An 18,118-nucleotide genomic window follows, 5' to 3' on the forward strand; every position below is an offset into this window, starting at 1 on the left:
TCAGCCACGCTCCTTCAGCAGCGCGGCGATCTCTGCAATGCCAAAACGCACCGGATCGGTCGCCGGTACGCCAAATTCTTCGCTGACCTGCTGGCAGTAGTCACGGGCTTCCTGCTCGGGGAAGTTGGAAGTATTGATGGCAAAGCCAGCCAGCTGCACGCTGTCGCTGGTGACGTGCGCGGCGCGCAGATTGGCCTCTACGCAGTCTGCCAGGCTGACCATCGGCTGATGCGGCAGGTGACGCATATGCGGGCGATGCATTTCGTGGCACATCACCAGCCAGTGCGGCTGCGCGCCGTGGATCAGCCCCATACTGACTCCAGCATAAGAGGGATGGAACAGGGAACCCTGGCCTTCCACGATGTCCCAGTGATCGGCCTCACCGGCCGGAGAGAGCGCTTCTGCTGCCCCGGCGATAAAGTCAGCGATAACGGCATCAATGGCAATGCCTTCACCGGCTACCAGAATCCCGGTCTGGCCTGTCGCACGGAAGTCAGCCTTCAGGCCGATTTCACGCATGGCGGATTCCAGCGCCAGCGAGGTGTACATTTTGCCCACCGAGCAGTCGGTGCCGACCGTCAACACGCGCTTACCGCTGCGTTTTTTGCCGCTGCCCACCTCCAGTTTCGGGCGCATGTGGCGGATGTCGAACAGCTCCACGCCCTGCTCTTTCGCCAGCGTCATCAGCTCTTGGTTATCCACCAGACGATAATGCAGGCCGCTGGCAACGTTCATGCCCGCTTTAATCGCGCCGCGCACGGTATCCAGCCAGTGCTCCGGCAGATAGCCGCCAGCGTTAGCCGTGCCAAGTACCAGCGTTTTCGCGCCAGCCGCCACGGCCGCCTCTATAGTCAACTCCTCCAGCCCCAGCGAAACGCTACAGCCTGGCAGACGGATCTGCCCTACGCACTGCTCTGGTCGCCAGACCTGAATACCCCGCGCGGTTTTCGCGGCCAGCGGGTCGGTCACATCGCCAAGGAATAACAAATAGGGTTGCGGGATCAGCATGAGGTCATCTCTTATCGGGTTGCAGGGTTTGCCTGATAAGACTATTTCACCGTTGTCGGACGCGGGATAATGCTTGTTTGTTGCCAGGGTATAGCCTGAGGCTATAGGGGTGAGGGGCGAGACAGTAAGATCTCCATTACACACTCTTCATCGGCATGCTTTTCATATTATCCCGACTTAAGTAGGTTGCTCTGAACTTAGCTGTGCGTCTTGTTCTCTGGAAGGGATTAAATAACGAAGTGATAATTTTTGCGGACTTTTTACAGCAGTTACCCGCTTTGGCAGGATTTTAAAAGAGAGTGGAGTGACATCACTCATTAAGCGCGAAGATTGCCTCAATCTCAATCATAAGGTCGGGCGAAAAAAGTTGGCTGACCTGGACCAGAGAGCTGGCAGGTAAGCGATCGCCAAAGTGTTGAAACAGCACGGTTCTCAGCGCATTGACTTCATCAAGTGAGGTGACAAAAATGGTTACCTTGATAAGTGAAGCCAGCGATAGAGATTCGGCAGCCGCTATCAGCCTGAATTGCGAAAAAATCGCTTCGGCCTGTTCAACAATGCCCTGTTTTTGTGCCGCAGTGCCAAATGCAGTCAGGCCTGAAACGTACAACGTATCATTATGTTTAACAGCGTGAACATAGGGTGCTTTTACTTCACCAAGCTGTGGATAATTTATTCTGGTTAACTTTGCCATTCTTTCTCCCCAAAAATGCTGATTTAAAATTGTTATAATCGGTTTGATAAGCAAGTTGTTGTAAAACTCGCAGTACGCGAGCTTTACAATAATTAAAGAGTGAACGGCAGTTTTCAGGCAGATTTCACTAACTCACGTCGCGCCAGTGCTGCAATAAAACCGCTCCGCGAACCATATTCCCTGTTCAGCTCAACATAGCTATCTATTCTGTGTAAAAGATTTTGCGGCAGGGTGATGTTTAACTTTACCGCTTTACCCTCATATTTCAATAAATCGACCTCAACGTAAGCCCAATAACCCCCCTCACATGCACTATTTTGCAGATGTGCGGAAATATCCTGCGCTTCAGGCAGGTCTCTGCCTTTTTCTGCCTGAAATTCCAGATGCGCATCAATGGCGTTAAAGGCGTCCGCAATCGCTTCGTCAATTGTGTCACCAGCAAAATAGCAGCCTTTGATATCCGGTACAAAGCCAGAGAAACTGCCGCCTTCTGCTCTGTGGAGATAGATCGGAAATTTCATTTATTTCACCTTCATTTCTGATATCTGAAAGGGCGCGCAGAACGCGCCACTTTTATTACATATTTTTGAGAATGTCATGCAGTGTGCCCTTTGCAACATTCTTTTCTGGATGGGGAACAGTGATATGGTAATCCTTTCCCTCTTTAATAAAAATGTGATGGCTTCCTTTCACTCTGTCTAAAACCCATCCATTCTGCTGCAATAGTTTCATCAGTTCCCTGCTGGACAACGCCTCCTCCCTGGCTGGTTAACAAGCAACCATTATACCCATCAATAACCACCACAGCAAGGAAGTGGAATCACAGCAGGGTATAAAACAGAAACTTCAGCAGAGTCAGTAAAGGGTCTTCTTAATGCGTTCCGGCAGCGCCCGATCGTAAGCTTCGCCATCGACGGCAGAGTGGGAAACAGCCTTCAGAATGCTGCCGGTGCTGGGCAGCTGTGAACGCTGAAGCTGCGCGTCAGCCTCCCAGAGACGGGAGCGGATAATGGCACGGCTGCACTGGAAGAAAACGCTGTGGACGTGGATCCGCAACACCGTGCGGGGCTGGTTTCCCTCTACGGCGAAACGCGCCAATAGTGCAGGGTCCACGCTTATTTCTGCCTCGCCATTCACCCGTAGCGTTTCACCAATGCCAGGGATCAGAAAAAGCAGCGCCACTCTGGGATCGCTTAGAATATTTTTCAGGCTGTCGATACGGTTATTGCCACGCCTGTCGGGCAGCAGCAGGGTTTTCTCGTCTTCTATCTGAATAAAACCAGCCGGGTCGCCGCGCGGAGAAACATCCAGATCGGCATCGCCGGAGGTCGCCAGCGCCACAAACGGCGAGGATTCAATAAAAGGACGGTAGGCGGGGTGAATATGGTCAGCTACTTTCATCAGCGAGGGAGGTGCCACGTCGCCATAAAGCTGTTCCAGCTGCGCTAACGTTGTGATCCTGCTCTGTTCGTCCCCGGTCATGGTGCCCTCTTTACGATAACTAAGCGTTATTATGGATGTAAGGAATCTGCCGGATGCCCTTTCGCCGGCAGGTTCAGTATAGCCACGCTATGCAGAGAGAGTGGCTTCCGGCGCACACTTAATGAGACGGGAGTTCGCTTTTTCAGAGGGGGTATCTATGATTTTATAAACAGGCCAACGTGTGGGAGGCAGTATGCGTGAAGAGAGCGTCACCACCGATAAAGATATGGCGGAAGCAAAAGCGATCTGTAATGAGATAGGGGGTGCGATACTGACCATCCTGGGCGAGAAGCAGGCCTTTACCCTTGAATCGCTGATCACCACGCTAAAACGTCTGAAAGCCACAGACTACAATTATGGAGAAGAACGGACTAAAGCCGCCGAAAGGGCGCTATTTATTCTGGGGACATTTTTATGAAAAAGAGCACTCTCCTGGCCTTAACAATTCTGCTGTTTTCGGGAACCGCCTGCTCCCAGCTTTCTCAGCTCCCTCTGGCGCCGCCTAAGCAGGATATCATCGCCACGCCGATAGCAGCGAAATGTGATGTCAGCCTTTGTCAGCAACAGTGCTATGTGCAGAACAGCCAGTGCGACCGCAACGACAACAGCGGCTGTGGCGCGAAGATGCAGGCCTGCCTACAGGCCTGCACCTCACAGTGCCGCTAATCAGGGCTGCCTGAGATCCTTAATCAGCGCCTGATTAAACTTCTGCGGTTCTTCCATCTGTGGCGCATGGCCCATTCCCGGAAATTCAATCAGGGTTGCCTGCGGGATCAGCGCGGCAACCTGTTTACCCAGCTCGTTGTAATGCCCGATTTTCGCCTTAACATCTGGCGGCGCGATATCGCTGCCGATGGCCGTGGTGTCTGACGTGCCAATCATCAGCGTGGCAGGCATCTGAAGGTTTTTGAACTCGTAATAAACCGGCTGAGTAAAGATCATGTCGTACAGCAAAGCAGAGTTCCAGGCGACGATCTTATGGCCGGGGCCGTTGTTCAGGCCAGCCAGCATGGTGACCCAGCGGTCGTATTCCGGTTTCCACCGGCCGACATAGTAGGTATTCAGCTCATATTTTTTGATGCTGGCAGCGGATGTCTTCAGCTCACGCTGATACCACTCATCCACGCTCCGCCACGGTACCCCTTTGGCTTTCCAGTCTTCCAGGCCGATAGGATTGACCAACACCAGTTTTTGCACCTCTTGCGGGTACATCAGTGCAAAGCGGGTGGCCAGCATCCCTCCCGTGGAATGGCCCACCAGCGTTACTTTATCTATATGCAATTTCTTGAGCAGATTCTGAGTGTTGAGCGCTAACTGCTGGAAACTGTACTGATAATGTTCAGGTTTGCTGGAGGTGCAAAATCCAATCTGATCCGGCGCAATCACCCGGTAGCCCGCGTGGCTCAGGGCATCTATTGACCCCTGCCAGGTGACACCGCAGAAGTTTTTTCCATGCATCAGCACCACCGTACGACCATTGGCACTGCCGCTGGGTTTCACATCGATGTAACCCATAGTGAGCGGCTGCTGTTGGGAGGTGAAGTCAAACTTTTGTATGGGATAGGGGAAATCAAAACCCTGCAACTGCGGGCCATACTTTGGCGTACTGTCAGCGGCAAAAGCGTTAAAAACCGTGACCAGGCCTGAGAACACCAGACAAGAGATGAATTTTGGCACAAACGTTATCCTCAAGAGCGTGATGGAAAGTCAAAGTAAACAACGCTTAACCATAGCGGATAAATAGGAGTGTCAGTAAACCGGGTGGGTAAAGAAGCGCAAAGCCGGGCGGTGCAGGCAGAAACGACAAAATGGGGTAGCGACGCATACTTTAACAAAAAAAGCGCTTTATCCCCTTTAAGCTGGCGGAATTGCTTATCCAGATTACATTTATCTTTTCGGGCATCGTGTCACAGGAGAGAAGTATGACAAGCCTGAGTTTTTGGTGGATTTCGCTGTTATGGCACAGCCTGTGCTGTTTGCTCGAACCGCAAGCCCCCGCCCGCTCCAGTTTTTATATGCAAGCCTGAGAAACGTTTTTAAAGCAGGTAACTTTTCCCTCTACCAGTCGCGTCGGACAAGATAAACGAGAAGCCAATTTAATAATAATGAAACGCCATTTTATTAAATTGGTGAGATCGGTCCCGGCTTTCTTTACTTACGTGACACTCCTTCCTCTCTGTTGGCAAAATCGCAAAGGTTTTTGCCTCTGCCTGGCTCTACCTTAGCTCATCCCCGACAATCGCCGGGCGCTAAACAGGTAAATCAGGAAGGATGCGATGATGACACGTAAACCAGGAACGCTAAATTATTTAGCCTATGGGTCAGGTGATTTCCTCGGCGCTGGCACCATGGCGCTGACCTCTGCATGGCTGCTCTATTTCTATACCACCTTCTGCGGACTGAGTCCGATTAAAGCAACCTCAATCTTTGCGCTGGCGCGCGTGCTGGACGCCGTCGTCAGCCCACTGATGGGCTACCTGACCGATAGCTTCGGTTCAACCTGGCTGGGCAAACGCTTCGGCCGCCGCAAGTTCTTTATCCTCACCGGTATCCCGCTGGTCTTTACCTACAGTCTGATGTGGGTTGGCGATATGACCTACGTTTACTATCTGATGACCTACCTGCTCTTTGAGGTGGTCTATACCTCTATTCTGGTGCCCTACGAAACGCTGGTACCGGAAATGACCGACGATTTTAAAGAGAAAACCAAATTCTCCGGCGCGCGTATTGCTCTGGCTCAGCTCTCGGCGATCCTTGCCGCCTTTCTGCCGGGCATACTGCTGAGCTATTTCGGCAAGGACAATGCAATCTCCTTCTTCTATGCCAGTCTGGTTTTCTCGGTGATTTGCGCCATCGTGCTGACGATGGTGTGGTTCTACACCTGGGAACGTCCGCCAGAGAAGAAGTCCAGTGCCGCACTTCAGGCAGAGCAGCAAAAGCTGACGCTCAGACAGAGCCTGAACCGCCTGAAAATAGAACTGACCTCTACATTACGGGTGCGGATATTTCGCCAACATCTTGGCATGTATCTCGGCGGCTATATCGCCCAGGATATTTTTAACGCGGTTTTCACCTATTACGTGGTCTTTGTACTGATGCAGAGCGCCAGCCTGGCCTCAAATCTGATGGGTACGATGGCGATCATGCAGTTTGTGGCGGTGATCGGCATGATCCCGCTCTGTATCCGGTTTGGTCCCGCCCCCTCTTATCGCATCGTGGTGGTGCTGTTTGGCCTCAGCACAATCTCTTATGGCCTGCTCTTCTACAGCGGATTAAGCGATATATTTTCTCTGCTGCTGCTGGTCTCTGCTTTTGCCGGACTGGGGCGCGGCGGCATCAACTATGTGCCCTGGAATATCTATACCTACATCTCCGATGTGGATGAGGCAATCACCGGGCAGCGCCGCGAGGGTATTTTTGCCGGGATTATGACGCTGACCCGCAAAGCTTCGCAGGCGGGAGCGGTGATGCTGGTGGGTATCCTGATGCAGCTCTCCGGCTTTGTCACCGGAAGCAGTACGCAAGACCCGGCGGTCAGTCATGCCATTCTCACCATACTTTGCGGCGGCACGCTGTTAATGCTCTGCATCGGCTTTTTCATCTCCCTGCGCTTCAGGCTCAACCTCGCCACCCATCGGACATTACGGGAAGAGATTGAGAAGATGCGCGCGGCAGGCAATGTTGTTCCGGAAAATATCACGCCTCAGGCCAGATCAACCGTGGAACTGCTGGCCGGCCTGCCTTATGAAGCGCTGTGGGGAAACAACAACATTGGCTATCTCAATCGCAATAAGCCAGCCGTGCAGCCTTTACCGGCAAGCCCGGCGGTATCCCCTGTCACCAGCCAGTTAACCCGTCCATGATCTGAGAGGAATATTTATGTTGGTTTATCCCGTAAAACAGAGCGCCCTGCTACGCCAGCCGGAGCGGTTCATCTCCTGCAAGGAGCTACATCAGCTGATCAACAAGCTGGTGGATAACCTGGTGAACATTACTGATGACACGGGTGAATTTCTGCTGAGGCTGGATGATGGTCGGGTCATTGATACCAAAGGATGGGCGGGGTGGGAATGGACGCACGGCATCGGTCTGTATGGTATTCATCAATACTATCGCCATACCGGCGATGACCGGCTCCGGGCAATTGTGGATAACTGGTTTAGCGACCGGTTCAGCGAAGGCTCCCCCACCCGCAACGTGAATACCGTCTGTCCGTTTCTGACGCTCGCTTATCGCTATGAAGAGACCCGCGACCCTCGCTGGCTGCCTTATCTTGAAAGCTGGGCCGACTGGATTATGCACAAAATGCCCCGCACCGAGTGCGGCGGTATGCAGCACATCACGCTGGCAGAAGAGAACCATCAGCAGCTGTGGGACGATACGCTGATGATGACCGTGCTGCCGCTGGCAAAAATCGGCCAGTTGCTGAACCGCCCGGACTATATTGAAGAGGCGAAATATCAGTTCCTGGTGCATACGCAGCATTTAATGGATCGGCAGACGGGATTATGGTTCCACGGCTGGACGTTTGACGGCAGGCATAACTTTGCTAACGCCCGCTGGGCGCGCGGCAACAGCTGGCTCACCATCGTGATCCCGGAGTTCCTCAGTCTGCTGAACCTGCCGGAAAAGGACGCCACCCGCCGTTTTCTCCAGCAGGTACTCGCCAGCCAGCTGGAGGCGCTGGAACGATGCCAGCATGAAAGCGGCTTATGGCATACGCTGCTGGACGATCCTGACTCTTACCTTGAAGCCTCTGCTACTGCGGGCTTCGCGTTCGGCATGCTTAAAGCCGCGCGCTGTCATTATGCCGATCAGCGCTACGTCGCCGTAGCTGAAAAAGCGCTGAAGGGGCTGATCTCCCAGATTAATCCCGACGGCGAACTGACCCAGGTCTCTTTTGGGACGGCCATGGGTAAAGACCTCAACTATTACCGCCAGATCCCGCTGACGTCGATGCCTTACGGGCAGGCGATGGCGATTTTATGCCTGGTGGAGTACCTGCATGTCTATCTGTAATACAAGGAAAACAGCATGATCCTGAATCATTTTTCTCTGCACGGAAAGGTGGCCATCGTCACCGGCTGCAATACCGGACTTGGGAAAAGTATGGCCGTAGGCCTGGCGCAGGCAGGCTGCGACATTGTGGCCATTAACCGCAGTGAACCCACAGAAACCGCGAATGAGGTCAACGCCCTGGGACGGCGTTTTCTGAGTTTACAAGCGGATCTCGGTCAACAGGATCGGCTGCCCGCGCTGCTGGCGCAGGCAGTGAGCGAGATGGGCCAGATAGATATTCTGGTCAACAATGCCGGCATTATCCGCCGCAACGAGGCGCTGGACTTCAGCGAGCAGGACTGGGACGACGTGATGAATGTGAACATCAAGACGCTGTTCTTTTTGTCCCAGCTGGTCGCGCAGCAGTTCATTAAGCAGGGGCGCGGCGGCAAAATCATCAATATTGCCTCCCTGCTCTCTTTCCAGGGCGGCGTGCGGGTGCCCTCTTACACCGCGTCGAAAAGCGCCGTAATGGGGCTAACCCGCGAACTGGCCAATGAGTGGGCCAGATATGGCATCAACGTTAATGCGCTGGCACCCGGCTATATCGCTACCAACAATACGCAACAGCTGCGCGACGACCAGAGCCGCAGTAATGAAATTCTTGCCCGTATTCCTGCCGGGCGATGGGGAGAACCGCAGGATCTGATGGGGCCGGTGGTGTTTCTCGCCTCCAGCGCCTCTGATTACGTCAATGGCTACACCCTTGCGGTGGATGGTGGCTGGCTCGCGCGCTAGCCCTTCGCCTTTATTAACCAACAAGCCTGCAAACCGGAGAAAATATGAATATTGCACTGATGATGGAAAACAGCCAGGCGGCAAAAAATGCCGTGGTTTTAGCCCAGTTGAAGGCTGTCGCAGCCGAAAACAAAGATACCGTTTTTAACGTGGGAATGCAGGATGAAGGGGATCATCACCTGACCTATATTCACCTGGGCATTATGGCGAGCCTGCTGCTGAATGCGAAAGCCGTGGATTTTGTGGTAACGGGCTGCGGCACGGGTCAGGGCGCATTACTCTCACTGAATATCCATCCTGGGGTGGTATGCGGCTACTGTGTCGATCCGGCCGATGCCTTCCTGTTTGCGCAAATCAATAACGGTAACGCGCTCGCTCTGCCTTTTGCTAAAGGGTTCGGCTGGGGTGCAGAGCTTAACGTGCGCTATATCTTTGAAAAGGCGTTCACCGGGCGCAAAGGTGAAGGCTATCCAGCCGAACGCAAAGAGCCGCAGGTTCGTAACGCGGGCATTCTGAATCAGGTGAAAAGCGCGGTGATAAAAGAGAACTACCTGGATACATTGAGCGCCCTCGATCCTGAACTGGTGAAAACAGCTGTCGGCGGGGAGCGCTTCCGGCAGTGTCTGTTTGAACAGGGTAAGGATCAGGAGATCATCGCCTGGGTTAAACGCTTGATCCAGTAAAAGTACCCTTAAACTTTCCGCGATCGGCACCGCCGGTCGCGGATCTTTTTTCAGCTTTTGCGTTAATTGATCGCTGCCATAAAAAGGATCTTTTCGCCGTTAAGTTCCCCTTCTGCCTCTGCCAGCCTGCATTTTTGCTATATCCCCCCAGTGCTCTTATTAAAATTGGTACTATTTCCCCGCATTTAAGGATCGCTTTTTCCGGGGAGCAGAGATAAATGTTTCTGCATTGACTCCGCCTGACGAAATTGCAGCCAGGTTTCATGCGGCTGAATGCGTGGTTCAGAGGCTGGCCGTAAGAAAAAAAGGAACCCAATCCCTCTTCCCGACCACTCACCTGTTCCCAGCAATCGCTTTCAGGTGAGTTATCATGCGCGTTCTCCATTCACGAACCGGTCTGGCTGATTCCACCGGCCCAGCCCCTTCTGCCCCGCCAGCTCAGGAAAACCAATCCAATCCGGTGCTAAAAAAGGGTGCAGGAACTATCCAGTTTGGACAGGCGACCAGCCTGGCAGAGGCAGAAAAAGCCTGCACCGGCGCCAGGAACGATGCGCTGAAGGAGCTGGCTTCGATGCTTGCCGGGCTGATGAAAAAAGCGGCTGAGATACAGGGCGCGGCGGAAACAGGAGAAGTCCCGCAAAGCGCAGAGAGTGGTCACGTCGGGCAAACTTCTGCAACCTCACCTGTAGCGGATACGGGACAAACTCAGGCCAGCGGGAGCGAGGCAACGCCCGTTTCACCTGGCAGTGATGCCGCCTTCCTGGATAACTCCACTTACTCCTCTCCGGAAGAGCTGAAGAAATATGATTCGCTGGTATCAAACCTGCCGCCAGAGCAGCGGGAACAGGCAGCGAAAGAGATGAACCGGCCGATAGCAGCCGCGAAAATGGCCGCCGCAGGAGGCGCAGAGGGCGAACAGGCCAGAGCGTTTATTGACGCTAACCCGGCGCTGAAAACGGCCATTGATGTTGGCAAACATGGCGGCAAGCCGGACGGCAAAACCACCAACGGCGACTACAAATCCTTTGCCAAAAACATGGAAAAGGCCCGCGATGCGGCGAGCAAAGATGTCGATAGTTATAAAAAAGAAAATCCCAACGCCGATCCCCAGTCGCTGCAAATGGTGATGTCGGCGGCCTCGCTGCGGGCCAGTGAACCGCTGGCAAAGGCCGGAGCATTGAATCAGGACGGCAAGGTCGATAAATATATCACCGCCGACGCGCTGAAAGGGTTACAGGAAAACAATCCTGGCCTGGCCTCTTCCCTCACACAGTCGGCAAAAACGTTCTCTCAGCCGGGTCTGATGACAATGCTGGATCAGGGAGGGTTTGAAGGCAAAAGCCTGGCACTGCACAACCCCGATCAGAAAATCAGCACGCGCAACATCGACGACTGGATTAAAAAGCAGGCCCCCACCAACGGCGGGGAATTTTCCAGCATGATGAGCGATGCCGCCACGCGAAATGCGGTCGCCAGTGTCGATATCAGCCAGCTCAATGAGGATGTGTTCAATAATCCGCAAAACTACAGCGGCGCACAGAAAGCAGCAGTAATGGTTAAGCTGCAACAGACGCTGGAGCAGGTCAACGGCGGCAGCTCGCTGCGTAAAGTAGATAAAACCTCGGCGGCACTGGAAGAGAAGATTGGTCAGTTACAGCAAGACCAGGGTGTAAAGGATTACCTGAACAAGGCCGTGCCCGCGCAGGAAAAGAACATCATCAACAGCGACCCCGCGCTTGCTCAGGCGGTCAGCCAGCGTTATGAAGATCTGAAGTCCGGTAAGGCGCTCGGAGAGGATATGCAGGCCGCCAGGGATAAAGCGGATAAGGCGAATAAAGGTAAGAAAGAGGAAGAGAAGCAGCCTGTCGATTACAGCAGCGCTATTGGTAACCTGGATGCCGAGCTGAAGATGCAGGGCGACCTGAAGGGGGAAGCGGTAAAAGTCCCCACAACGCAGGAGGTAGTGAACAGTCAACCCGAGCTGAAGCAGGAGATCGAGCGTTCTTATAACGAGAGCTTTACCCAGGGCAAGGCGGTGGAAAGCGGGCTGAAGAACAATAAAAAAACCGATGCCACAGAGGTGCTAAGCGATGTCGACCGGCAGAAGGCCGCCTATGAAGCGGCTATTCCGGAAAGCGTTACTACCGCCGCTCAGGATGGCTACGCTGAAGCCACGCTGAAAGCGCTGACCACGACCGGCAAAGGCATGAGCGTGCTCAAAGATTTGAAAGAGGCCGGGACGCTGCCAAAAGAGAGCGATCTGCAAAAAATGACCGGTAAAGAGATGCTTTCACAGCTGCGCGATAACGTGGAAAAGCAGACCAGCGCCGCGGGGCTAAGTACCAGCGGGAAAAGTGTTGTTGCGGGCGGGGGCGCGCTGGGCGTGGCGGGTATGATTTCACTCTCAGACCAGCTGAAATCTGGCGACAAGGCAGCAGCAGCGAAAACGATTTACGACGGCGTGAAAGGCGCGTCAGAGCTGGGCAAACTTGGTTATAATGCTGTAGCTAACGCACTGGCGAAAGACGCCTCCGCAGGCCTGGGCAGAATGGCGGGTGCCGTGGCGGGCCGCGTGGTGGGAATGGTCGCAGGGGAAGCCGCTGGCCTGGCCGCCGCTGGCGCATTAGGTGCCGCTGCCGGGCCTGTGGGCTGGGCCATTGATGCCGTGCTGGCAATAGGCTTTGGCATCAAGGCGATCATTGATGCGGTGAACAAGCATAAAGATCAGAAGACCTTCGACCATAACGTCGATCCCACTCTGACGCAGTTTGGCATTCCCAAAGCGCACTAGCCCAGGCTGGGGGAAACCGCGACCGCAACGATCTTACCAGTGAAAGCATTTGTAAATGGAAACGGGCTGATGGAAGATAAAAGTCACTTTGCCTTTTATAAGGAGCAGGTATGAAAAAAGTAGTGATGCTGCTCGCCATTCTGGCAGCAACCGGTGCCGCGCAGGCCGCAGATGACGCTGAAGATCCCGCAGTGGGCTATATCGCCAATCTCTGTACAGTGGTGACGCAGGATAAAACGAACGACTCAGCAGAGAGCTATATCACTAAGCTCAAAGCGCTGAACGCGCGGGGCCAGTCGCCTTCCGCTCAGCAAAAACCGGAGTTCGATGAAGATGAAGCCAGAACCGTTGTCGCGGCCTGGATGAACCTGAATGACCAGCAGAAAGCGCAGGCCCGCCAGAGTCCTGAGGCGTGTCAGAACGCCACGCTGGATCAGTATCAGAGTCAGGACTAATAAGCCTGTGCAGGGTATAAACATCCCGGCAGGGGCTTATTCGGCCCTGCCGGACTGGGGCAAACCTGCTCGCTGTCAGGCCATGAGTAACGCGGTAACGCGCGTTAGCATCCCCTCTCAGGCCGGTGAGCAACCGGCCTGTTAATTCAGCGTTTGAAAGCTTTCAGCCGCTGTGCAGCAGCCGCTCCAGCTGCCGCCTGAGCAGAAGGTTTTCCTTTTCCAGCCTGTCGACTTTATCCAGCAGCGTCAGTGCCAGGGCGATGCCTGACCACTCCAGATCCAGTTCAATCTGCAACCTTCTTGCGCGCCGCAACTGGTGCACAGCGTAATAGTCAAAAACCCACTGCGGCTCGCTCTCAGTCGGCGTGATAACGCCCAACCCCACCACTTCCGTTAACTCCTCCGGGGAAATATCTACCGACCGGCAGATCTCAATAACGGTATACCTTACGTGTTCAGTCATGATGCGGACTCCCATGCTGCGCGCGGATCAAACGCGGCTTTTTCCGCCAGCTCACGCCACAGCGCGGCACTCTGTTCATCGGCTTTAGCGGGCATGACCACTTTAAGAATGGCATAGAGATCGCCGCTGCTGGTTTTACCGGACAATCCCTTGCCCCTGACGCGAAGCCGCTGCCCGTTCTGGCTGCCGGGCGGGATGGTCAGCGATATTTTTCCGGTAAGGGTAGGAACCTGAACGGTTGCGCCCAGAGCGGCTTCCCACGGTGCCACCGGCACCACAATTTGCAGGTTTTGCCCGTCAACCTCGAACAACGGATGGGGCGCCAGCCGGATAACCAGGTAGAGATCGCCGTTAGCTGCGCCCTGGCTGCCCGCCACGCCCTGGCCTTTCAGGCGGATACGCTCGCCATCTGTGACCCCTGCCGGTATTTTTACCTTCAGCGTTTTTTTCACTTCATCGATCTGTCGGCCAGATGCATCCAGAACCGGTACGGTGAAGGAGACGGTGCGGCTTTCGCCTGCCAGCGTCTCTTCAAGGAACAGCGGCACTTCCATCTCCAGATCCTGACCGCGTCTGGGTGGATGTCGTCGCGTTTGCCCCTGAAACCCGCTGGCATGGCGGCCAAAGACAGACTCAAAGAAGTCAGAATAGTCGCTCGCGCTGCCCTGCTCATGCTGCCAGTGGCCGTCGCCAGCGCCGGGCGGCGGCCCGGAAAAACGGGGATCGTCGCGATGCTGGCGGAGCAGGTCATACTCGGCCCGACGGTCGCTGTCTTTCAGCACCTCGTAAGCTTCCGCCATCTGTTTAAACTTGCGCTCGGCATCCGCCTCGGTACTGACGTCCGGATGATATTTTCGCGCCAGCCGTCGGTAAGCCGTTTTAATCGTTTTTAAATCGGCTGTAGGTTCAACCTCCAGCAGCGCATAATAGTCTTTAAATTCCATCTGATTACACCTTCTTTTCAGCACGTTGTGGGCGGTAAGCCAGGCTCAATCCATCGAAAATTCAGGCCCGTGAACAGGGCCTTAATCGGTGTACACAGTGAGTGTAAGGCGTAATGCAGCAACGTGAAGAAAAAATCAGACCATCCTGCCGTTGGCACGGATAACCTGACCGTTGATCCAGCCGCTCTGGTTACCGCCAGGAAAGCCCCACGGCGGCATTATCATCCGGCTGACCCAGGCGCTGCATCGGGTTCAGGTTGGCCAGATTCTGGATCAGCGCTTCGCTTTACCTGTCATAAACAGCTCGGTAGCGATCGGCCCCGACGCAACGGCATTGACGGTTATCTGACGCCCGCGCAACTCTCTGGCAAAGGTAGGGGAAACGGCTTCCACGGCGGCTTTAGTACCGTGATAAATCGCGTAGTCAGGCATCTTTAAGCTGATGGCGGAGCTGGCTGGTCTGGGGATCATTCAGGTGCCGCATTACCGGATAAAGCAGGAACTGGCAGAGAACAAACTGAAAATCATCCTTCCTGAGATGCCGCCTCACCGATTCCGGTTTCGATGCTTTATCTGCAAAATTGCCAGCTGTCACAGCGGGTCAGGAGATTTAACTGGAATAGAGAAAACTTTCAGTACGCGGAACAGTGAGGAGCACCGTTGACCGGTTCAGGACGGGTAAAGCAGGAAGTGTTAAGGCTGGGTGTGGCAGGTGATAACCGCCGGTCTTTCCCTGACCGCGGCTATCGAGGGTTTCTGGCCCGCACCATTAATACATGGCACCCGGCGGCACGTGTTTAAAGGTTTCAACATAGCTGTGCAACACGCGTTTAAGTAATTTTTTCATTTCGATCTCTCTGCTTCAAATTTTATTAGTAAAGTGCAAAAAAATTATACAATACGCACCTTTTCCAGGCAAATAAATTTGAACCAGATCACATAAATGAGTTTTATCAGCAGAAGAAAAAGTGAAACAGAGGGCAAAGAGGCGGGCTGCTGCCCGCCGGAGGCATCAGGAAATTCCTGCAAAATCAGGCAAAAAGATCCAGATGCTCGATAAGGATGCTGCTGCCAATAGTAATCAGCACTACGCCGCCGAAAATCTCGGCCCATTTGCCCATTACCGGGCCAAGGAAGCGCCCCAGTAATATACCGGTAGTGGCCATAATCATGGTTGACGCGCCAATCGCCAGCGCGGTAGCGACAATATTGACCTGCAAGAAAGCCAGACCGACACCCACTGCCATCGCATCCAGACTGGTTGCCACCGCCGTGGCGGCCAGCAGCATAAAGCTGTGGCTTTGCGGTGCTTCGTCAAGGTTCTCTTTTTTACGGAAGCCTTCCCGGATCATGCGGGCGCCCAGCACAAACAGCAAAATAAAGGCAACCCAGTGATCCCAGGCCATCACGTAACGGCTGGCGGCTATGCCGACACCCCAGCCAATCAGCGGAGTAAGCGCCTCAATAACACCAAAGATTAATCCCGTCCGCAGCGCCTCTTTCACCGTGGGTCGGTGCAGACAGGCGCCTTTGCCAATAGCCGCCGCAAACGCGTCCATCGACATGCCAAAGGCCAGAATAAGAGTGGCGTACATGTTCATTGTGGTTATACCGGCTTGAGGCCCCCGAAGGCCCTCAACGCATCATAAAAACAGATCCCGCTGTAAAAATAAGCGGCAGCGGGTGAAAGTGTGACGCATCCTACCACGCGTTTCCCATAAAAAAAAGACAACAAAATCAGGGGTTTGAGTATAGCCTTGGCTATACTTTTTAACGAATGCTAATTCTGTACGAAAAAAAACGCCAAAAAGCCTAAAAGAATTACTACGTTAAAGGGGACATCCCTGACGGGACTGGGGGAATTCCAGGCAAAAAGAGGGGGTTTTATCTAAGCTGAGACAGAAAAAATATTTATCAGGGATGCTTATTCAGCGCATCAATGGCTTTGAAAAACGCCAGGTCCGGTACTTCAGATTGAACCTGAAGCCCGATTGCCGGAAAATGGCCGCTTCTGACCAGAATGGAATAATGATGAAAAACCCGTTTCTGACCTTTTTAATGCCGATGAGCACCCTGATGCTGGGCATGCTCTCCGCCTTGTTACTGCCTGCGCCCTGGTTTGGCCTCAGCCTCACTTACCGGCTGATGGCGATATTCCATCTCAGCGATATCGGCCAGCTCTATACGCTGGTCTTTTGTCTGTGGTTCCTGCTGCTGGGCGCCGTTGAATATTTTATTATCCGTTTCATTTATCTGCGCTTTGTAAAAGTCTGAGACCTGAACGCTGTGTTTGATTTCGTAAGGTTAACCCTGGTAAAACGATAAAGAAGAGGATAGGGATGCTACAGCGAACCAGAATCTGGCTGAAACGCACGCTTTTCGTGGCAATAATGGCGCTGGTGGTGCTGTTGGGGCTGCGCGTGGTGCTGACCGAGCGCGGGCCGGATTTAGCGCTGTGGCACACCTGGGTGCCGGAAGAGCTGAGTGAGAGCAAGCTGGATCGCACCGACTGGGCGGGCTACCTGCAAAATGAGCAAAAAATCTTTGCGGAGATGAAGCTTAACGTCAGCGATAAGCTTCAGCAGTCCGATCCAGAAACTTATAACCGTTATGCAGAGCACAGCCCCGTCTATCCGGGCCATTTTGCCACGGACTGGAACCGCTCTTACATCATGATGCCGCAGGGTAAACCGCGCGGCGCGGTGGTGCTGCTGCATGGTCTTACCGACTCACCCTACAGTTTGCGCCATTTTGCGGAAGATTACCGGCAGCATGGCTACGTGGCGGTTGCCATACGCCTGCCGGGGCATGGAACCGTGCCCGCTGCACTCACCAGCGTGGAGTGGGAAGATTGGATGGCGGCTACCCGGCTGGCGGTGCGGGAAGCCCGAAAACGTGCCCCTGACGGCACGCCGTTGCAGATCGTAGGGTTCTCTAACGGCGGCGCACTGGCGATGAAATATGCCCTGGACGCGCTCCAGGAGCCTACCTTAGCGGCGCCCAGCCGGTTAATCCTGATTTCACCCATGATTGGCGTCAGCAGCTACGCCCGCTATGCCGGGCTGGCTGGCCTGCCCTCTGTTTTCCCCGCCTTTGCGCGTTCCGCATGGCTAAGCATCCTGCCGGAGTTTAACCCCTTCAAGTACAACTCTTTCCCGGTGAAAGCGGCTCGTCAGTCCTGGCTGCTGACCAGCGCTTTGCAAACCCAGCTGCACCGCGATCGGGCCAGCCATCTGCTGGATAAACTCCCGCCGGTACTGACCTTTCAGTCGGTAGCGGATGCCACGGTCAGCACGCCAGCCGTAGTCAGAGGATTATATAATCTGCTGCCTGACAACGGCAGCGAGCTGGTGCTGTTTGATATCAATCAGTCGGTGCAGCTCTCTCCGTTAATGCGCAGCAGCGCCAGACATGCGGCAGAACACCTGCTGCCGCCTCCGCCTCGCCGCTATGCCACTACGCTGGTCACTAATGCCCCGGCAAAGAGCAATATTGAAGTCGCTAACAGTACGCCCGCAGGCAGCACCGAGACCAGCAGCACTCCGCTGGGGCTGAATTATCCTCCGGACGTCTATTCGCTCTCTCATGTGGCGCTGCCCTTCCCGCTCACCGACTCTCTTTATGGCAGGACGCCAACGCAGCCAGGTGAATTCGGGGTAAGCTTCGGCTCGCTAACGCCACGCGGAGAACGTGCGGTGCTGATGGTCACGCTGGATACGCTGATGCGGCAGTCCTCCAACCCTTTCTTTCCCTGGATGCTTGAACGCGTTAATGCCACCCTGAAATAAGCCGCCAGTATGTC

The 18,118-nt window shown here is 54.2% G+C and carries 21 protein-coding genes; 10 read left to right on the forward strand and 11 right to left on the reverse strand.

Going from position 1 to position 18,118, the window contains the following annotated elements; genetic code table 11:
- From dgcN to AAH450_RS15685, 5 genes are all read right to left on the reverse strand, one after another.
- On the reverse strand, positions 1 to 1,008 hold the full coding sequence (gene dgcN / locus AAH450_RS15665) for an N-acetyltransferase DgcN (RefSeq protein WP_342911029.1): 1,008 nt from the start codon (positions 1,006 to 1,008) through the stop codon (positions 1 to 3).
- 310 nt (positions 1,009 to 1,318) lie between these two features.
- Complete coding sequence (locus AAH450_RS15670) at positions 1,319 to 1,702, reverse strand: RidA family protein (RefSeq protein WP_342911030.1); 384 nt, start codon at positions 1,700 to 1,702, stop codon at positions 1,319 to 1,321.
- Between the two features lie 113 nt (positions 1,703 to 1,815).
- The gene (locus tag AAH450_RS15675; protein WP_342911031.1) at positions 1,816 to 2,223 is read right to left on the reverse strand and encodes a type II toxin-antitoxin system HicB family antitoxin; all 408 of its coding nucleotides are present in this window, start codon (positions 2,221 to 2,223) and stop codon (positions 1,816 to 1,818) included.
- A gap of 55 nt (positions 2,224 to 2,278) precedes the next feature.
- Complete coding sequence (locus AAH450_RS15680) at positions 2,279 to 2,434, reverse strand: type II toxin-antitoxin system HicA family toxin (protein WP_463322735.1); 156 nt, start codon at positions 2,432 to 2,434, stop codon at positions 2,279 to 2,281.
- A gap of 123 nt (positions 2,435 to 2,557) precedes the next feature.
- On the reverse strand, positions 2,558 to 3,184 hold the full coding sequence (locus AAH450_RS15685) for a pyridoxamine 5'-phosphate oxidase family protein (protein WP_342911033.1): 627 nt from the start codon (positions 3,182 to 3,184) through the stop codon (positions 2,558 to 2,560).
- A 193-nt stretch (positions 3,185 to 3,377) separates the two neighbouring features.
- Here AAH450_RS15685 and AAH450_RS15690 point away from each other — a divergent pair, with 193 nt between their 5' ends.
- Both AAH450_RS15690 and AAH450_RS15695 read left to right on the forward strand, forming a co-directional pair.
- The gene (locus AAH450_RS15690) at positions 3,378 to 3,602 is read left to right on the forward strand and encodes a hypothetical protein (protein ID WP_342911034.1); all 225 of its coding nucleotides are present in this window, start codon (positions 3,378 to 3,380) and stop codon (positions 3,600 to 3,602) included.
- Positions 3,599 to 3,850, forward strand: coding sequence for a hypothetical protein (locus AAH450_RS15695; RefSeq protein WP_342911035.1), 252 nt, complete (start codon positions 3,599 to 3,601; stop codon positions 3,848 to 3,850). The genes AAH450_RS15690 and AAH450_RS15695 overlap by 4 nt, the downstream gene beginning before the upstream one ends.
- Here the strand turns inward: AAH450_RS15695 and AAH450_RS15700 are convergent, their stop codons facing one another.
- Positions 3,851 to 4,861, reverse strand: a complete 1,011-nt coding sequence (locus AAH450_RS15700; RefSeq protein ID WP_342911036.1) for an alpha/beta fold hydrolase — start codon at positions 4,859 to 4,861, stop codon at positions 3,851 to 3,853.
- 599 nt (positions 4,862 to 5,460) lie between these two features.
- On the opposite strand from AAH450_RS15700, the gene AAH450_RS15705 reads away from it, so the two are divergent.
- The 6 genes from AAH450_RS15705 to AAH450_RS15730 all read left to right on the forward strand — a co-directional run bounded on the left by AAH450_RS15705 (position 5,461) and on the right by AAH450_RS15730 (position 12,909).
- Positions 5,461 to 7,047, forward strand: a complete 1,587-nt coding sequence (locus AAH450_RS15705; RefSeq protein ID WP_342911037.1) for an MFS transporter — start codon at positions 5,461 to 5,463, stop codon at positions 7,045 to 7,047.
- 16 nt (positions 7,048 to 7,063) lie between these two features.
- On the forward strand, positions 7,064 to 8,203 hold the full coding sequence (gene bglB, locus AAH450_RS15710) for a beta-galactosidase BglB (RefSeq protein ID WP_342911038.1): 1,140 nt from the start codon (positions 7,064 to 7,066) through the stop codon (positions 8,201 to 8,203).
- Positions 8,204 to 8,218: 15 nt separating this feature from the next.
- Positions 8,219 to 8,980, forward strand: coding sequence for a 2-dehydro-3-deoxy-D-gluconate 5-dehydrogenase KduD (gene kduD, locus AAH450_RS15715; protein ID WP_342911039.1), 762 nt, complete (start codon positions 8,219 to 8,221; stop codon positions 8,978 to 8,980).
- Between the two features lie 44 nt (positions 8,981 to 9,024).
- Complete coding sequence (locus AAH450_RS15720; RefSeq protein ID WP_342911040.1) at positions 9,025 to 9,663, forward strand: RpiB/LacA/LacB family sugar-phosphate isomerase; 639 nt, start codon at positions 9,025 to 9,027, stop codon at positions 9,661 to 9,663.
- Positions 9,664 to 10,033: 370 nt separating this feature from the next.
- The gene (locus AAH450_RS15725; protein ID WP_342911041.1) at positions 10,034 to 12,454 is read left to right on the forward strand and encodes a type III effector HrpK domain-containing protein; all 2,421 of its coding nucleotides are present in this window, start codon (positions 10,034 to 10,036) and stop codon (positions 12,452 to 12,454) included.
- 110 nt (positions 12,455 to 12,564) lie between these two features.
- Entirely contained in the window at positions 12,565 to 12,909 is a 345-nt protein-coding gene (locus AAH450_RS15730; protein WP_342911042.1) for a hypothetical protein, read from the forward strand.
- 163 nt (positions 12,910 to 13,072) lie between these two features.
- Here AAH450_RS15730 and AAH450_RS15735 read toward each other — a convergent pair whose 3' ends face one another.
- The 5 genes from AAH450_RS15735 to mntP all read right to left on the reverse strand — a co-directional run bounded on the left by AAH450_RS15735 (position 13,073) and on the right by mntP (position 15,917).
- Complete coding sequence (locus AAH450_RS15735; RefSeq protein WP_318789171.1) at positions 13,073 to 13,372, reverse strand: chaperone modulator CbpM; 300 nt, start codon at positions 13,370 to 13,372, stop codon at positions 13,073 to 13,075.
- Positions 13,369 to 14,316, reverse strand: coding sequence for a curved DNA-binding protein (cbpA, locus tag AAH450_RS15740; RefSeq protein ID WP_342911043.1), 948 nt, complete (start codon positions 14,314 to 14,316; stop codon positions 13,369 to 13,371). The genes AAH450_RS15735 and cbpA overlap by 4 nt, the downstream gene beginning before the upstream one ends.
- 273 nt (positions 14,317 to 14,589) lie before the next feature.
- The gene (locus AAH450_RS15745; protein WP_342911044.1) at positions 14,590 to 14,787 is read right to left on the reverse strand and encodes an SDR family oxidoreductase; all 198 of its coding nucleotides are present in this window, start codon (positions 14,785 to 14,787) and stop codon (positions 14,590 to 14,592) included.
- 298 nt (positions 14,788 to 15,085) lie between these two features.
- Positions 15,086 to 15,163 carry a stress response protein AzuC gene (azuC, locus tag AAH450_RS21160; RefSeq protein WP_463322740.1) on the reverse strand — a complete coding sequence of 26 codons (78 nt, stop codon included), beginning with the start codon at positions 15,161 to 15,163 and terminating at the stop codon, positions 15,086 to 15,088.
- Between the two features lie 184 nt (positions 15,164 to 15,347).
- Positions 15,348 to 15,917, reverse strand: coding sequence for a manganese efflux pump MntP (mntP, locus tag AAH450_RS15750; RefSeq protein ID WP_342911045.1), 570 nt, complete (start codon positions 15,915 to 15,917; stop codon positions 15,348 to 15,350).
- Between the two features lie 430 nt (positions 15,918 to 16,347).
- On the opposite strand from mntP, the gene AAH450_RS15755 reads away from it, so the two are divergent.
- Entirely contained in the window at positions 16,348 to 16,590 is a 243-nt protein-coding gene (locus AAH450_RS15755) for a DUF1158 family protein (protein WP_342911255.1), read from the forward strand.
- 65 nt (positions 16,591 to 16,655) lie between these two features.
- Positions 16,656 to 18,104 (forward strand): alpha/beta hydrolase, encoded by a 1,449-nt coding sequence (locus tag AAH450_RS15760; protein WP_342911046.1) that lies wholly within the window; start codon positions 16,656 to 16,658, stop codon positions 18,102 to 18,104.
- Positions 18,105 to 18,118 lie beyond the last annotated feature (14 nt).

Source organism: Erwinia magellanica (assembly GCF_039023495.1).
GTDB lineage: Bacteria > Pseudomonadota > Gammaproteobacteria > Enterobacterales > Enterobacteriaceae > Erwinia.

Excerpts from the sequence above, each read along its gene's own strand:
- dgcN (WP_342911029.1), bottom strand. The coding sequence starts at position 1,008 with ATGCTGATCCCGCAACCCTATTTGTTATTCCTTGGCGATGTGACCGAC.
- AAH450_RS15670 (WP_342911030.1), bottom strand. The coding sequence starts at position 1,702 with ATGGCAAAGTTAACCAGAATAAATTATCCACAGCTTGGTGAAGTAAAA.
- AAH450_RS15675 (WP_342911031.1), bottom strand. The coding sequence starts at position 2,223 with ATGAAATTTCCGATCTATCTCCACAGAGCAGAAGGCGGCAGTTTCTCT.
- AAH450_RS15680 (WP_463322735.1), bottom strand. The coding sequence starts at position 2,434 with ATGAAACTATTGCAGCAGAATGGATGGGTTTTAGACAGAGTGAAAGGA.
- AAH450_RS15685 (WP_342911033.1), bottom strand. The coding sequence starts at position 3,184 with ATGACCGGGGACGAACAGAGCAGGATCACAACGTTAGCGCAGCTGGAA.
- AAH450_RS15690 (WP_342911034.1), top strand. The coding sequence starts at position 3,378 with ATGCGTGAAGAGAGCGTCACCACCGATAAAGATATGGCGGAAGCAAAA.
- AAH450_RS15695 (WP_342911035.1), top strand. The coding sequence starts at position 3,599 with ATGAAAAAGAGCACTCTCCTGGCCTTAACAATTCTGCTGTTTTCGGGA.
- AAH450_RS15705 (WP_342911037.1), top strand. The coding sequence starts at position 5,461 with ATGATGACACGTAAACCAGGAACGCTAAATTATTTAGCCTATGGGTCA.
- bglB (WP_342911038.1), top strand. The coding sequence starts at position 7,064 with ATGTTGGTTTATCCCGTAAAACAGAGCGCCCTGCTACGCCAGCCGGAG.
- kduD (WP_342911039.1), top strand. The coding sequence starts at position 8,219 with ATGATCCTGAATCATTTTTCTCTGCACGGAAAGGTGGCCATCGTCACC.
- AAH450_RS15720 (WP_342911040.1), top strand. The coding sequence starts at position 9,025 with ATGAATATTGCACTGATGATGGAAAACAGCCAGGCGGCAAAAAATGCC.
- AAH450_RS15725 (WP_342911041.1), top strand. The coding sequence starts at position 10,034 with ATGCGCGTTCTCCATTCACGAACCGGTCTGGCTGATTCCACCGGCCCA.
- AAH450_RS15730 (WP_342911042.1), top strand. The coding sequence starts at position 12,565 with ATGAAAAAAGTAGTGATGCTGCTCGCCATTCTGGCAGCAACCGGTGCC.
- AAH450_RS15735 (WP_318789171.1), bottom strand. The coding sequence starts at position 13,372 with ATGACTGAACACGTAAGGTATACCGTTATTGAGATCTGCCGGTCGGTA.
- cbpA (WP_342911043.1), bottom strand. The coding sequence starts at position 14,316 with ATGGAATTTAAAGACTATTATGCGCTGCTGGAGGTTGAACCTACAGCC.
- AAH450_RS15745 (WP_342911044.1), bottom strand. The coding sequence starts at position 14,787 with ATGATCCCCAGACCAGCCAGCTCCGCCATCAGCTTAAAGATGCCTGAC.
- azuC (WP_463322740.1), bottom strand. The coding sequence starts at position 15,163 with ATGAAAAAATTACTTAAACGCGTGTTGCACAGCTATGTTGAAACCTTT.
- mntP (WP_342911045.1), bottom strand. The coding sequence starts at position 15,917 with ATGAACATGTACGCCACTCTTATTCTGGCCTTTGGCATGTCGATGGAC.
- AAH450_RS15755 (WP_342911255.1), top strand. The coding sequence starts at position 16,348 with ATGAAAAACCCGTTTCTGACCTTTTTAATGCCGATGAGCACCCTGATG.
- AAH450_RS15760 (WP_342911046.1), top strand. The coding sequence starts at position 16,656 with ATGCTACAGCGAACCAGAATCTGGCTGAAACGCACGCTTTTCGTGGCA.